The organism is Mesorhizobium silamurunense (genome assembly GCF_014843905.1).
In the GTDB taxonomy this organism is placed as follows: Bacteria; Pseudomonadota; Alphaproteobacteria; order Rhizobiales; family Rhizobiaceae; genus Mesorhizobium; species Mesorhizobium silamurunense.
The window spans coordinates 1-13465 of record NZ_LPVS01000021.1; the positions used below are offsets into that span (position 1 = coordinate 1).

Annotated in this window: 12 protein-coding genes and 3 pseudogenes; 7 read left to right on the forward strand and 8 right to left on the reverse strand. The window is 60.4% G+C overall.

Annotation, left to right across the window (positions count from 1 at the left end; all coding sequences use genetic code 11):
• Positions 1-846 precede the first annotated feature (846 nt).
• A complete protein-coding gene (locus tag AU465_RS05045; protein ID WP_192244576.1) occupies positions 847-1005 on the forward strand; it encodes a hypothetical protein in 159 nt (52 codons plus the stop codon).
• A gap of 444 nt (positions 1006-1449) precedes the next feature.
• Here AU465_RS05045 and AU465_RS05050 read toward each other — a convergent pair.
• Positions 1450-2479, reverse strand: a pseudogene (locus AU465_RS05050) (IS110 family transposase).
• A gap of 339 nt (positions 2480-2818) precedes the next feature.
• Between AU465_RS05050 and AU465_RS05055 the strand changes: the two are divergent.
• A complete protein-coding gene (locus AU465_RS05055; RefSeq protein WP_192244578.1) occupies positions 2819-3082 on the forward strand; it encodes a hypothetical protein in 264 nt (87 codons plus the stop codon).
• On the opposite strand, the gene AU465_RS05060 is transcribed toward AU465_RS05055, so the two are convergent.
• A complete protein-coding gene (locus AU465_RS05060; protein ID WP_192244580.1) occupies positions 3079-3450 on the reverse strand; it encodes a hypothetical protein in 372 nt (123 codons plus the stop codon). The two genes, AU465_RS05055 and AU465_RS05060, sit on opposite strands and share 4 nt — an antisense overlap.
• 485 nt (positions 3451-3935) lie before the next feature.
• Positions 3936-4253: a Spy/CpxP family protein refolding chaperone gene (locus AU465_RS36290; protein WP_312891206.1), complete on the reverse strand. Its 318-nt coding sequence runs from the start codon at positions 4251-4253 to the stop codon at positions 3936-3938.
• Between the two features lie 958 nt (positions 4254-5211).
• Here AU465_RS36290 and AU465_RS05070 point away from each other — a divergent pair.
• Positions 5212-5598 carry a hypothetical protein gene (locus AU465_RS05070; protein WP_192244582.1) on the forward strand — a complete coding sequence of 129 codons (387 nt, stop codon included), beginning with the start codon at positions 5212-5214 and terminating at the stop codon, positions 5596-5598.
• A 445-nt stretch (positions 5599-6043) separates the two neighbouring features.
• On the opposite strand, the pseudogene AU465_RS05075 reads toward AU465_RS05070, so the two are convergent.
• Positions 6044-6722, reverse strand: a pseudogene (locus AU465_RS05075) (integrase core domain-containing protein); the annotation flags it as partial.
• 94 nt (positions 6723-6816) lie between these two features.
• Between AU465_RS05075 and AU465_RS05080 the strand changes: the two are divergent.
• The gene (locus tag AU465_RS05080) at positions 6817-7029 is read left to right on the forward strand and encodes a hypothetical protein (RefSeq protein ID WP_192244584.1); all 213 of its coding nucleotides are present in this window, start codon (positions 6817-6819) and stop codon (positions 7027-7029) included.
• On the opposite strand, the gene tnpC is transcribed toward AU465_RS05080, so the two are convergent.
• From tnpC to AU465_RS05105, 4 genes and pseudogenes are all read right to left on the reverse strand, one after another.
• On the reverse strand, positions 7030-8706 hold the full coding sequence (gene tnpC / locus AU465_RS05085; protein ID WP_192244586.1) for an IS66 family transposase: 1677 nt from the start codon (positions 8704-8706) through the stop codon (positions 7030-7032).
• 66 nt (positions 8707-8772) lie between these two features.
• Positions 8773-9471 (reverse strand): IS66 family insertion sequence element accessory protein TnpB, encoded by a 699-nt coding sequence (tnpB, locus tag AU465_RS37705; RefSeq protein WP_246505879.1) that lies wholly within the window; start codon positions 9469-9471, stop codon positions 8773-8775.
• Positions 9472-9538: 67 nt separating this feature from the next.
• Positions 9539-9751, reverse strand: a pseudogene (locus AU465_RS05100) (transposase); the annotation flags it as partial.
• Positions 9752-10126: 375 nt separating this feature from the next.
• Positions 10127-10600, reverse strand: a complete 474-nt coding sequence (locus AU465_RS05105; protein WP_192244598.1) for a DUF2127 domain-containing protein — start codon at positions 10598-10600, stop codon at positions 10127-10129.
• A 78-nt stretch (positions 10601-10678) separates the two neighbouring features.
• On the opposite strand from AU465_RS05105, the gene AU465_RS05110 reads away from it, so the two are divergent.
• From AU465_RS05110 to AU465_RS05120, 3 genes are read left to right on the forward strand one after another with little or no spacing between them, the layout of a single operon-like run.
• Entirely contained in the window at positions 10679-11218 is a 540-nt protein-coding gene (locus AU465_RS05110; protein ID WP_192244590.1) for a hypothetical protein, read from the forward strand.
• A gap of 36 nt (positions 11219-11254) precedes the next feature.
• On the forward strand, positions 11255-11803 hold the full coding sequence (locus tag AU465_RS05115; protein WP_246505880.1) for a universal stress protein: 549 nt from the start codon (positions 11255-11257) through the stop codon (positions 11801-11803).
• 10 nt (positions 11804-11813) lie between these two features.
• Complete coding sequence (locus AU465_RS05120) at positions 11814-13418, forward strand: MBL fold metallo-hydrolase (RefSeq protein WP_376774821.1); 1605 nt, start codon at positions 11814-11816, stop codon at positions 13416-13418.
• Positions 13419-13465: the final 47 nt, after the last annotated feature.

Below are 13465 nucleotides of genomic sequence, written 5' to 3' on the forward strand. Positions count from 1 at the left end.
CACTGTGGCACTGTGATGCCGGGAGCGGGAGCCATCCACCTCATCTGCTTTCACACAATGGCAGAACTTAACTCTATTGCCGACATCAGGCGCAAAACTGCCATTCGGTATAAGGCAATGCCATTGGCAAATGGCTGAACCGGCCCCTTGTGTACCTTGGCGAACCGCTTCGTAAGCTATTGACCGATAAGAATTATGTTAGTCGCTGAGGGACAACTTTTACTACGGAAAGTCAATATTTTAGCGGCTAGTTCGCCAACCCATTTCCTTCATATTCTCTCATATGGTCTGGCGAACCAAATTTCCAAGACGAAGAGTGGATTTGACGCTGTTCGATGCGCAATTGAACCCTGCCGTTGGGATGCCACTTTTCGGACACGCCAATACTGGTCAAATTTTCCGATTAACTAACGTTCTGACCCGCTGGATTGCCTGTGAGAGTTGGCTCTGCGCAGGCCGTTGTTGGGGCGCTCGCCTGGCGAGTTTCTGCCGATGTTATCGATCGGACGAGAACCATATCGAGAAAGGCGCAGTAGCCGGCGAGCAAGAGGCGCGTCCGGGAACAGTCAATTAGCTTTAACTAATTATAGACCCGCGCTGTCCTATTCTGGGACAGCGCGGATCAGTGCCCACTGCCGCGCAGGCGGCTCCGGCAGACCCAGCACCCCGCCCACTGTCGGGGCCGCCACCTACCTTTCACAAATACCAGCAATGGTTGAATCAACCGTTACCACACGTGCCTACCAACACGCTTTCCTGATCGTTAGACTTTGATGGACCGGAGGGATTCACATCTCACCAGAACTGATCTAGTCTTACCGCTCGAAGAAATCGCAGGTGGCAACCATGGAAGCGATGTTCGATGACCTCGCGGCGGCCCTCAGAGAGCCCCGTATAGACGTATCTGCTACTGTCCGCGCTTATGCCCTAGACCTCGCCGGCAAGCTCTTCCTGGGCATTGCTATTGGCGTTGGCATTGCCCTCGGAATGGTTATCGCCGGCTGACCTTAGCCGATCCCGCCGATGACGCGCGGAGCGTCTGCTGAGCTTCCGTTTCCTTGACCTGGAAAGGTGCGATCTCGGTGCCGGCCTGATCGACCTCGGCGGCCGTGATCTTCGGCGGCTGACCTGGTACTCACATGGGCGAACACGGGTCAACCGGATTGTGGACGGCTTACGGCTTCATGAATTATCTCCTCGTGATGTTACGGATCCGAGGTTGAGCCTGTCTTTCCAATTCGAGCATTTCTGGCTCGGTTGAAACTCACATACGGTCGCCGCGCCGGGGCGGCTGCACCCTTATCCCGCATACGGCGGCTAGGCTCAGGGGGACGTGACCATTCTTGGGAGCGGTTGTTGAGACCATATGCCAGGCCGGTTCGTCCACCTGGATCCGCCGGGGCTGATCAGGCCTCGTCAGATGGCGAAAGAGGTTTGGTTGGCTGCAGATCAGGCTGGCTTTGTGATGGCGCCCTCCATCACCACGCCGGCGGTCGCATACTGCCAAAGTGCGACCAGCAGTTTACGCGCCAAGGCAACGATCAGCGGCTTACGCAGCCGCCCGCCGTTGCGCTCGCTCTGCCAGGGCGTTGGCGCAAGCCCGGCGTGGGCCGCAAGCTGCCTTCGATTGTCGAAGTGACGATAAAGACCTTCAGACCAGAGGACGTTGGCGAACTCAGCGCCCACCCCCTTCAGCTGCAGCAGTCTCACCACCGGCGCCGGGTCGTTCGCCTTGGCCCGATCCAACAGCAGATCGTCGCGCGCCGCCTCGATCTTTTGCAACTGCTCCAGGATCAGCTCAAGCCGGTCGAGCTCACGCACGACCTGTGCCTCCAGGTGGAAAGGTAAGTCGCGACCATCACCCGTTTGCAGGTCCTCGAGCCTGGCGCGCCGATCGCGACGCAGCGGCTCATAGTCACCGACGCCCTGGGCGAACAGCAGCCCCTTGATCCGGTTGACGTGCTCCACCCGCTCAGCGATCAGGGTCTTGCGCTCCCGGCAGATTCGGCGGCGATCCTCTTCCTCGGGGCTCGGCGGCTTGATCATGGAGCAGACCCGCGGCTCGCCGCGCTTGTAGGCCAGCAAGGTCCGTACCAGGGTCTCGCCGTCGATCTTATCGGTCTTCGCCCGCTGGCGCCGCCGTGACACCAGGATCGAGGCGGCATCGACCACATGGCTCTCGATCGCCTGGCCCTGAAGCACCCGATGGATCCAGAAGCCGTCTAGTCCAGCCTCCTGGATGACAATAATCTGGAAGCGCTTGCCGGTTCGTGCCCGAGCCTTTTCCTGGAGCGTCGCAAAAAGCTCCAGAGTCCCGCAACGTCCCCGCCCCGCAGACAATGCTTGGACATCTTCTCCCCGCCACCCGGCGACAGTGAAGTGATCAGCCAACTTGATCGAGACAGTTCCATCGAAACAAAGATCGCGCCAGATCGATGCGGATAGCGGCCTGTTCCGGCCGATTTGCAACCTGTTGCATTGTCGTCTCCAGAATGGGTGGTTTAGCAACGCCATTCTGCCTGACGGCAGGTCGCTATCCACCAGCCCATAGGATCTTGGTTGAAGTACACGCGGTGCAGTTGCGGTGCTTTGACCTGGCAGCTTCAAGCTCTACTGCTGCCTCGCGCCAATTCCCTTCGGCCTCGGCGATCGCTGCCGGCTTCGGTGGAATCTTCAAGACGCTGATTCAAGACGCTGACGAAGTCCATTTCGGTCGCCTTCGGTGTCCTAGCGAGCATTGTGCTCCTCCTGTTCGAGTTTGAAATTGCGCCCGCTCGCGATGGCAGCGGATAACGCGTCCCGAGTCCTGGCGTGCCTTATGGCGAGCCTGACGTTCGCGGCCGAGACAGCGCCATCGCTCAAGACGATCCTTCGTCATGCGCCAAACCCGAAGACCATGGCGAGCACCACGCCGGAAGGCCATGGCGGTGAGTGCGACGTGACCAGCAAACGTTTGCTGGCGGCAGTTCCGCATCTGCCGCGACATTCCGTCGGGGGAACCAAAGGGATAGGCGGCGGTTCTCCTTTTGAAGGGACCGCAAACCGTGAGGATGCGGCACTATGGTTGAACTTCTGGTTTTAGAGCAGGCGGTCGCCAGGCAACGCGTGAAGCGAGCAGAACTTTCTCTCGAACAGGCGAAGGCGATGCTCGACGAGAGCTGCGGGCTCGCGGTAAGCCTTGCCCTTTGCGCCCGTATTCGGAGCCAACAACGGCACGCGAAAGCAGCCAGAAGGCGACTGCTGAAGATCATTCCCCCGACAAGCGCACAGTGAGGAGCCGTCGTTATGTTGTTTGAACCGCTCAACATGGACGGACGAAAGCGAAGCGCCGTCTACCATGCAGCACGGCTTTCGATGTTGCAGGGCCGGCTGGCGAAGAAGCTCGAACAGGTCGACCATGTGGCCGATCAGGTTGAACAGGCGGCGGCCGTTTTGGTCGAGGCCGCTCATCAGTTGCCCCTCGACGCGGCAAGGTAACCGCTGATCATCTTCGTCCTGGACAGATCCAATCTTCCGAAGGTGCTCCTGTGCCGCTGCCATCCAAGGCCGGCTGCTACCTTCTTTTCACGCTTTGGGGCGGCTTCAGAACGCTCCTCGTCAAGGCGGCGGAGGCCTTCCGACATCAGCGGGCCGATGGCCATGGCGACGCCTCCCACCTCTCGGGATCGACGCCAGTGATGCGCATCATGCAGGGTGGTCTCACAAGCCTTGGCCTCCTCGGTCTCCTCGGTTGCTGTAAGCCACTTCTGCCGGAAATACCGTCGCGCTGGCCGCCTGGTTGACGCCGGCTAAGGCCAGGATGGTCAGCCATGTAAGGGGCCGAAGTACGACAGACGTGTGTCCAGCTTCTCGGCCGTTATTCCGCCTCGATTGATGCTTCCACGATGAATTCCGCATCGGCTTCCTACGACGTCAGCCGCGGGAGGCATTGGGCGCTATCTGGACATCATTCCAGGGCCGAACCCGCCAGAGCGTCCCATGCCCATGCCCATCATCGGCAGGACAAACTCGTCGGCTGCCTTCTTCTGCCTGTCGCTTAGCGTTGCGTACAGTTTTTCAACCGCTGCCCTGACAGCCAGCCGAGCTTCGAGATGGGATTGCTGAAAAGCAAGCCGCTCGGGCAAGGGCTTCTTAAGGAAGTCGCCTTCACGGAATTCCTTGATCGTGCTCTGCATGAACGCGTTATGCGTTTCGGCCGTACTGCGAATAACAGATGCTAGCTCATCCCAAGACGGCTTCTGTTCCTCGGTGATCTCGAGTTCCGTCTTGAGGCCAGGCGTCCGTCGATTCGATCGATCGTCTCGCCTGGGTCGAGGTCACCCATCGGGCCGCCAATATCCCACTGGCCCATCATCTGGCCAATGCCCCAACGAGATCACCAGTCACCGTCCTTGTCGTCAGGATTAGCAATAGCAGGTAATGTGGCAACGTTGAGCATCAGCCCCGCTGCGAGAACACTGCGCCAACTGAACATCGGCTTACTCCATTCGCCTGATTTGTACAGTCAAGAAGGTTCCGAGATCGGAGCGGCGGCATTGACCTGCATCAAAACTGCTAGGAAAGCGCGCCACGCGGGCGTAGGATGCAGGTGGTTGATCTGGCATATGAGGCAGGTCGCGGACAGGCTGGTTGCGCGTGCCAACATCGCCCTTTGCAGGATCTGCCGGCATGCGAGATCGATTCGAAGCGGCGACGCTTGGTCAAAGGCGGGCTGGTGCTGGAACACAGAGCTTGTCTTCCGAAGTCCCGTGCAATGGCGGTGGATTATCCTTGCCATTGGACAAACACGCTCACGTTTTCGACCTAAAGGCCAGCGATTTTGGCAAAACGGTATTGAAGCGCCGCCTCCGAGTTTGCGCCTAAAGTGCTCAATGTTTGCTTGGTGGACGAACTCCGCTGCTGACGGCGCCATGGCAGCCTCCGCCGTTCTTTGTGTTAGAAGGATAAAGCTATTGGATATATTTTCTAGAGGCCGCACCCATGCCGTAGAGCACGGCGACCAATGCCGCCAACTACGGACACGATCCTGACCCTGCTGAAGGTCGGTCACCATCGCTCGAAAACCTGGATAGGGGGTCGCCTGGACGAGAGCGATCGGATTTGGCAAAATGATGCCAATCAATCTGGACGAACGTGCATTTGACGCAGGAAATCGGCTCAACGGGTCTTCGCTCGCTGAGCCAGGGTCCTCATCCGTTGATAGGAGTCACGATGAACACGGACGCGTCACAAAGCATTCCGCCTGACGTGCGCGCTGCCATCAGCGCCTTCCTGGAGGAGTGTAAGAAAAACGCCCGACCTCTCGCAGTCTCAGAGGCTCTCGGTGCGATACGGCGCATCTTCCCCGCCATGGAAATTTCGGATTTAGACCTGCTGGAGGCGATCACCAGCGAAGCGTCCGTGGCAGGGCTTGACTTGGGGTACGATTTCCCCAAGACGTCCGATACTCTGAAGCGCAAGTCGTTAGAACGATGGGACAATGACGGTGGCGCAACTGAGAAGTCGTCACGCCAGGAAACCCAGCGCCGGCTAGACAACGACACCGACGGCTCACGTAGACGCGCCACCGACACCAAAAACCGTAATCGGCTGGTTTAAAAACTCGCCGTCCCCTAGGGAAGACCAATGACGGGGCGGCGGGCTGGGCCGTAAAGTATCAGGTATCAAACCGACATGGCCGGCCGTTTGGGATAGCGTCTGTCATGCTTATCAAGCGTCTTGAATGGCAACGATGCGGTTTGTAGGGCTGCTTCATTCTTTCAGGGTATCCCTCCGGTGAAACTTCACCGGACGGGTACTGATCTGCCACTGAAGTTTCATCCAGCGGCGATTGGAGCCTCGCTACGCCGTGGGGCGCGAGTTGAGCAACCGGCGAAGACGCGGAGCCTTCCATCAGTACAGCGTCGGAGCCGGTTGCGGTGATGACCTCGGCATAGGCCGCCGGGGTCGAGCGAGGAATGCGGCCTCGCGGTGTTGTCGCGGCTCAAGAAGCGCATCGCGCGTACCGTCATTCAGGAGGTGGTCGCCGATATCGATGATGAAGTGCGATGGCGCTGCGGGCGTGGTCGAGGCCGAAGAACAGGCTCTCGTTCAAGAGCTCGTCGCGCATGCGACCGTTGAAGGATTCGATATAACCGTTCTGCATCGGCTTGCCCGGCGCGATGTAGGGATCGCCGCCAGGCATTCGCGCGTCACGTCGTCGACGATGTTGAGCACACGGAAGCGCCGGCCGCAGGCCGCAGGCGAACCGGTCATGGACGAAATCCAGCGACCAGCGCGCATTCGGCTTTGCCTCGACCAGGATCGGCGCCCGCGTGCCGACTGCTCGCCGTCCTTGCCCGGCGCTTGCGCACCGTCAGACCTTCCTCGCGATAGAGACGGTAGATACGGTTGACCCCAGATGCCTCGCCCTCGCGCCTGAGCAGGATGAACAGCCGCCGGTAGCCGAAGCGTCGGCGCTCGTTCGCGAGGTCACGCAGCCGACCACGCAGCTCCGTCTCTGGCGGTCGGCGAGACTGGTAGCGGATCATCTTGCGATCGGCGCCCACAAAGGAACAGGCCCGACGCTCCGATAGGCCCATGACGGCCTGCAGATGCGCGACGGCTTCGCGCTTGGCGGCGGGCCCTACCATTTTTTTGACAGAAGCTCGCGCAGTGCCGAGGCTTCGAGCTTCGAGCATCTGGTCGGCGAGCAGCTTCTTCAGCTTCGCGTTCTCGTCTTCGTACCCATCCGGTGAAGACCGCAGACGTGCGTATCCGGCGGCCATGAGCACCTGAGCAGCGGTGCTGGGGTCAAGCTTTCGATGGGGAGACGCGATGATATTCTTCGAGGAGGAGTTTGACCTCCTCGATGCCTTCATCGGTGAAGGCCAAGATCCCGTCGTCATCGTTGGCGCCGTACACCCAGATGACGCCGTCCTCGGGCTCGAGACCGAGGGTCAGGTCCTGGATGAGCGCTTCGCTGACGCCGAGGTCCCTGGCGACACGTTCGACGGTGTAGACGTGATGCAACCTTATTGCGCTGCATGATCAGGCCGCCGCTGGTTGGGTCTGCAGTTTTGCGGACCTCCAATTCCAAGGCAGCAAATCATCGATCCGATGGGCCGGACAGGCGGGCAGTTGGGCCAGGACGTGGGCGAGCCAGGCCTGAGGGTCGACGTCATTCAACTTGGCGCTGACGATCAGGCTGTAGAGAACGGCCGCGCGCTGTCCGCCGCGATCGGAACCGCAGAACAGCCAGGACTTTCTGCCGAGAGCGATGCCGCGCAGGGCTCGCTCGGCTGCATTGTTGGATAGGCAGATCCGCCCATCGTCGAGGAACCGGGTGAAGGATGACCAGCGGCGCAGCATGTAGTTGAAGGCCTTGGTCAGATCGTGTCCGCGCGAGAGCTTGTCGCGCGTCTCGATCATCCAGCGCTCAAGCTCGGTGACCAGCGGCGCGCTCCGCTCTTTGCGCGCGGCGTGGCGTTGGCCTGGCGACAGGCCGTTGATCTCGCGCTCGATATCGAACAGGGCATCGATGCGCTTCACGGCCTCAACCGCTAGCGGATAGACCAGGTTGGGCTTGTCGCCGCGCGCCTTCTTGCGCGCCGCCGCTTCGATATCGGCCAGCTCGAACACTTTGCGCCGGCTGTGGGCCCAGCAGCTGGCTTCCAGAACAGGCGCCGGCTGGCGGCCCGTTGCATAGAGATCGCCATAACCGCCAAAGGCATCGGCCTGCAGAATGCCGCTCCAGCCGGCGAGATGCGCCGCGGGATGTTCGCCTCGACGATCGCGGGAATAATAGAACACCGCCGCCGGCGGATCGGCGCCACCGAACGGTCGGTCATCGCGCACATAGGTCCATAATCGGCCGGTATCGGTCTTGCCCTTGGCCAGGACCGGCACCGTCGTGTCGTCGCCGTGCAGACGTGAAGCGGACAGCACATGGGCTTCGAGCCGCTTGAACAGCGGCATCAGCGCCGCGGCGCCGGCGCCGACCTGGTCGGCCAGCGTCGACAGGCTGAGCGGCACGCCTTCGCGGGCATAGCGTTCAGCCTGGCGGTTGAGCGGCTGATGCTGGCCGAACTTCTCGAACAGGATCATCGCCAGCAGGCCAGGACCGGCCCAGCCGCGCGGGGTGGCGTGGAACGGCGCCGGAGCCTGGCTGATCGCCTCGCAGTCGCGGCAGGTGAACTTCTCCCGCACGTGTTGGATCACCTTCCATTGCCGCGGCACCACCTCCAGCGTCTCGGTGATATCCTCGCCCAGCTTGCGCAGCCGATGACCGCCGCAGCAGTGGCAAGCGGTCGGCGCCGGCTCGACCACGCGTTCGCGCGGCAGATGCTCGGGAAATGGCTGGCGCGCCGGTCGTTTGCGCACGTAAGGCGCCACCTCGGTGGTCCGGGCCGCGGCCTGTTCGGCGGCGATCTCGTCTTCCGTCGCCGTGCTCTCGAGCTCCTCGAAGGTGAGCTCCATCTGGTCGTGCAGGCGGGCGGAACGTTCAGAACTCTGACCGTGCAGCGCCCGCTGCAGCTTCCGGATCGTCAGATCCTGATGGGCGATCAGCGCCGCATCATCCGATGCCTTGGCCCTGGCGACCGCCAGTTCGGCCTCGACCAGCGCAGCGCGCGCGGCCTCGTCTTCGGCTCTGGCCAGCGCCGCGCTCAGCGCTGCTCTCAGCGCGCCAATATCGTCCGGAACAGCATCCTGGGCGGTGGCAACCATGCCCGGGAGTGAATCATAAAACGCCTCCGCTGACTCGCGAAAAATGGCGCAAACTCAAAGAAAAACTCAGCCCGCGCGCTGGGGGCGGAACGTGTGACGCGGGTTGCGCCAATCGATCCCGTCGAGCATGTACGCCAACTGAGAAGGCGATATGGAAACCGTGCCGTCCGCTGGCGACGGCCATAGAAACCGGCCCTTCTCGAGCCGTTTTGCATACAGCGACATGCCGAGCCCATCATGCCAGATAATCTTGATCAGATTGCCGCTGCGGCCGCGGAAGACATAAAGATCGCCGGCATGCGGATCCCGGCCCAACGTCTCCTGAACCTGCAGAGCGAGGCCCTGCATCCCGCGACGCATATCGGTCCGGCCGACCGCCAACCAGATCCGCACCTGGCTCGGAACCGGGATCATGAAACGCCCAGCGCCTTCACCATCGCCGCCGCCAGTGTCGGCGGCGTGGTCAGCGGAATCCGCAGCCCGCACCTTGCCGGCGATCTCCAGCTCGATCACCGCTGGGGGCGCCGCCGGCACCGAAGCGGCGACAGGCTCATCGGGAACCACGACAACTTCGGCAAAGCCCGTCTCGCGGGCTCTCAGCGTGCGGCGCCACTTATAGATCAGGCTGGTCGCGACATCGTACTGACGCGCTACCGCCGCCACCGTGGACCCGGGCGCGAATGCCGCGGCCAGTATCCGGCACTGATCCTCTTCACTCCAACGACGACGACGCTCAGGCCCGGTCAATAACGTCACATGGCTCATGCTGTGCTGCTAACTACGCTCGTGAGGACGACCTTAAGAGCGCAGCCTCGCTACCGCGCCATGCTCGCGCAAGGCGGCCTTCGCCGGAGGCGTACTCGTCTTCCAAGGCTTTCAGCCGTTTGGCGTCGGACACATCCATCCCGCCATACTTCGCCTTCCAGTTATACAGCGTCGCCTCGGAGATCCCGTGCTTGCGGGCCAGATCGCCCGTCTTCGCTCCCGCCTCGTGCCCACGCAGAACCACGATGATCTGCTCTTCCGTAAACCGCTTTCTCTTCATCAGTCCGTCCTTCAATCAAGGCCCGGACTCTAATCTCAGATGGAGGAAATTAGCCGTGGCAGGTCAGTGGCTGTCGGAATGCATTCGCCTGGCTGGAAGTTTCTTCCATAGTGTCTGGACTCGAAGGCGAAGCGTCACTCATCACTTTCTCCATCATATCCAAAGCTGAAGGCTGGATTAGGCGTATTAGAGCCTCGAGAAACCTTGGTTTTGACCGAGATCAAACTTCCGCTATGCAGGCATGGCTTCCGAAATGGGTTATACTTTTCTACCCCTGAACCAGAGATGCAATCTCTGACGCTGTGAGCGTAGCGATATCTCGCAGCGCAGACTCCCGACCTGGATTGAACAGAGGCGCGCAAACGAATTCGGCCATCATGTCGGGTTGTGTTGCCGCACGACCTTCCACTCATGCCAGATCAGCACCATGACGATCGCGTCGAAGACGGTCAGGACAAGAAGGCCGAACGAATGGGTGTAGGAATAGCGATACACTTGGTAGACCATGAACGCGCCCAAGGCAGCGAGCGAAGCCGGATACGACCAAAGCTTGCCTTTCAGAAGTCCGATAACCAAGAGCAGCTTTATTAAGCCGTGGCTGAGCAGGTAGAAGGCGTAAAAATGCTCGGTGGCGACGGAGAAATGGGTCGCCATCTGCGACAGATGGCTGGCAATGAAATCGTTGGGATCTTCGATCAGTTCGTCCTGCGTGACAGCATTGACCCAAGAGGCAATGGTGTTGGTGCTGACGACATAAAGCAGGAGCCCGCCGATGCATTCGATCAGCGCATGCGCACCCTTGAACCAGACCCCAATCTCGAAGATCTGATGGATCCGGCGTTCGTCGATAGGCTTCACAATCCACCTCGATCAAATTCTCTCTTGGCGTCACCTGACCTGCTTTGTACAGCTAAGAGCTGTGTGTGCTTGGACACCCGCTCATCAACGGCGGGAAGTCGCGTTGCGCTGGTTGAGCCCCGCTCTCCTGTTTCCTCGATGCGCAGCTTCTCCGGCCTGATGGCCGCTTACTGGCTATCCAAGAAATGGCTGGAGGCATGGGGTCTGACCTCGGTCATTATCGTCCTTACAGCTTTGTCGGCTTTGGCCAGCGTCTGGTTTGCAGAGGTGTCGGGCCAGGTCCTCAGCTCGATCGCACTTCTTCACCGTCCTAAAGATTCTGCGACACTAAGAACTATTCTGCAGAGTGTCGCAATACTTGCCGCGATCGTGGCCCTTCGGGATGTAGCCTTCATCCCCGTTCGTCACTATTTTTCAACGACGCTGCACCGCAAGTGGCGTGCGTGGCTTGATGAGCGTTCAACGATCCACTACTCGACACAACCATACGCGCTAATCACCTCCAAGATGGCGCGACCCATGCCATACGCCCAATATCTTGCTCCCCCGATAATATTGATCAGCGTGTCCAAGAATCGATCAATGGAATGGCCGGCGGTGCGCGGCTGAAGCCGCACGATGCAACGTCCCTTTGACCAGGCCGCCTTGAAGGCGCAACCGGCCCTGATGGGAGAGGCCGCCGCCAGGGAGGGACGCTATTTTGATCTCTGCGTGGTAGGCTGGACCGCGAACAACGAAGCCGCCCGGATGACTGCCGAGGAAGTCGTGTTCAGTTCTGGCCGGCCGACCCTGATCCTTCCTGGCGATGAAGATGTCGGCCTCCTCGACCATGTAGTGATCGCATGGGACGGCAGCTGCGTTGCCGCAAGGGCGGCTGCCGACGCCAGGCGGTTCTTGAGGCGGGCATCGGCAATATCGATCGTCACCGTGACTGACGAGAAGGTGTTGCCGCGTGAAGACACTGGCTGTCTGGCACGCGGTCTGGCGGCAAGCGGTCTCCAGGCCAAGGCCGAGTCGATCCATACGGGCGGCAATGAAATCGGCGCCGTGCTTCAGGACCATGCTATAAGGATCGATGGCAGCCTCCTTGTCATGGGTGGAGGGGGCCATTCTCGTCTGCGAGAGGTTGTGCTCGGCTGGGCAACGGAGGGCATCCTGTCGGATTTGCGTTTGCCGGTCCTGATGTCGCATTAGGCCTATGGTCTTGGATTACGATCACGATCCCATTTTGCGCTTCCATGGTGCGACGCGTTGCGTGACCGGATCCTGCTACGAGATCGAAACTCCCCACTCGCGGATCTTGGTCGACTGCGGCTTGTTCCAGGGTTCCAAATCCGAGCGGGAACTCAACTACGGTGCATTTCCATTTCCGCCAGATGCGATCGACGCCGTCATCCTGACCCATGCGCATATCGACCACAGTGGCCTTCTGCCGAAGCTCGTAAAGCAGGGCTTCGGTGGGCCAATATTCTGTACCCGTGCGACAATCGACCTATGCTCCGTGATGCTGCCGGATGCGGCCCATATCCAGGAAATGGAAGTGGACACTCTCAACCGCCGCAACGCGCAGCGCGGCAGGCCGCCGGTCGGGCCGATCTACAATCAAGGGGACGCAGCCGCCTGCATGACCCTGTTTCGAGCGTCGCCATACGGTGAATGGGCCGCTGTTGCAAAAGGCCTTCGCGTCCGTTTCTGGAACGCAGGCCATCTGCTTGGCTCCGCCTCGGTGGAACTTGAGATCGACCGTGGCCCGGACACGCCAATGCGCATCGTATTTTCGGGCGACATAGGACCTGGGCACAAATTGTTGCAAACCGATCCGCAAGGGCCTGTGGGGCTCGACTACCTCATCTGCGAAGCGACCTACGGCAACCGGCACCGCCCCGACGTTTCGCCTGAACGGCGCCGCTCAATGCTCGGCGACGTTGTGCGCAGCGCTGCACAAGCAGGAGGTCCCCTTGTCATTCCCTCCTTTGCCGTCGAGCGGACGCAGGAATTGCTAGTCGATCTCCATCTGCTCATGAGAACCGGCGAAGTTCCGAGTGCTCCGATATTCGTCGATTCGCCTTTGGCGACACGCGCTAGCGCCATCTTCGAAAGACACGCCGACGAAATCGAACAGGGCGACGTGCTGCGTCAGGCTTTGAATTCAGCCGAACTGCGGTTCACCGATACCGTGGAGCAGAGCAAGGCGATCAATCGCCTGACGGGCTTCTTCGTGGTGATAGCCGGAAGCGGCATGTGTGATGCGGGGCGCATACGCCATCACCTCAAGGCCAACCTTTGGCGCCGGAGCGCAACTGTCATGTTGGCCGGCTATCAGGCCCAGGGTTCGCTCGGCAGGATATTGCTGGATGGCGCGCCGCGCGTGCGCGTTCAAGGCGAAGAGATTGAAGTCAAGGCGAACATATGCCTGTTCGATCTCTACTCTGGCCATGCGGACGCGGGCGAACTTGCGGCCTGGGTCGCGGCTCGCGCTCCAATAGGAAAGGCTGTATTCCTCACTCATGGGGAAGAGGATGGGATTAGTGGCCTTCTCGAGAGCCTGTCCGAATCGATTCCCGAAAGCAGGATCGCTGCCCCGCAACTGGATGATGCGTTTCGACTGACTCCAGCCGGCCACGAACTCATCCACTCCAATGTGCCGCGCAGGCTGAAGCCGGAGAAGGTTGGCCGGCTCGACTGGCACAATGACCTTTCCAGGTTGCTTCTCGACATCAGTGAGGCCGTGAACGCCGCGGCCGACGAACGAGGTCGCGCCACGATCATCAGACGAATACAGCGGGCGCTTGCGGCCCAGCGCGACTAGTGGATGGAATCTAACACTTGGTGCCCACGTTTGACGGCGGCAATGAT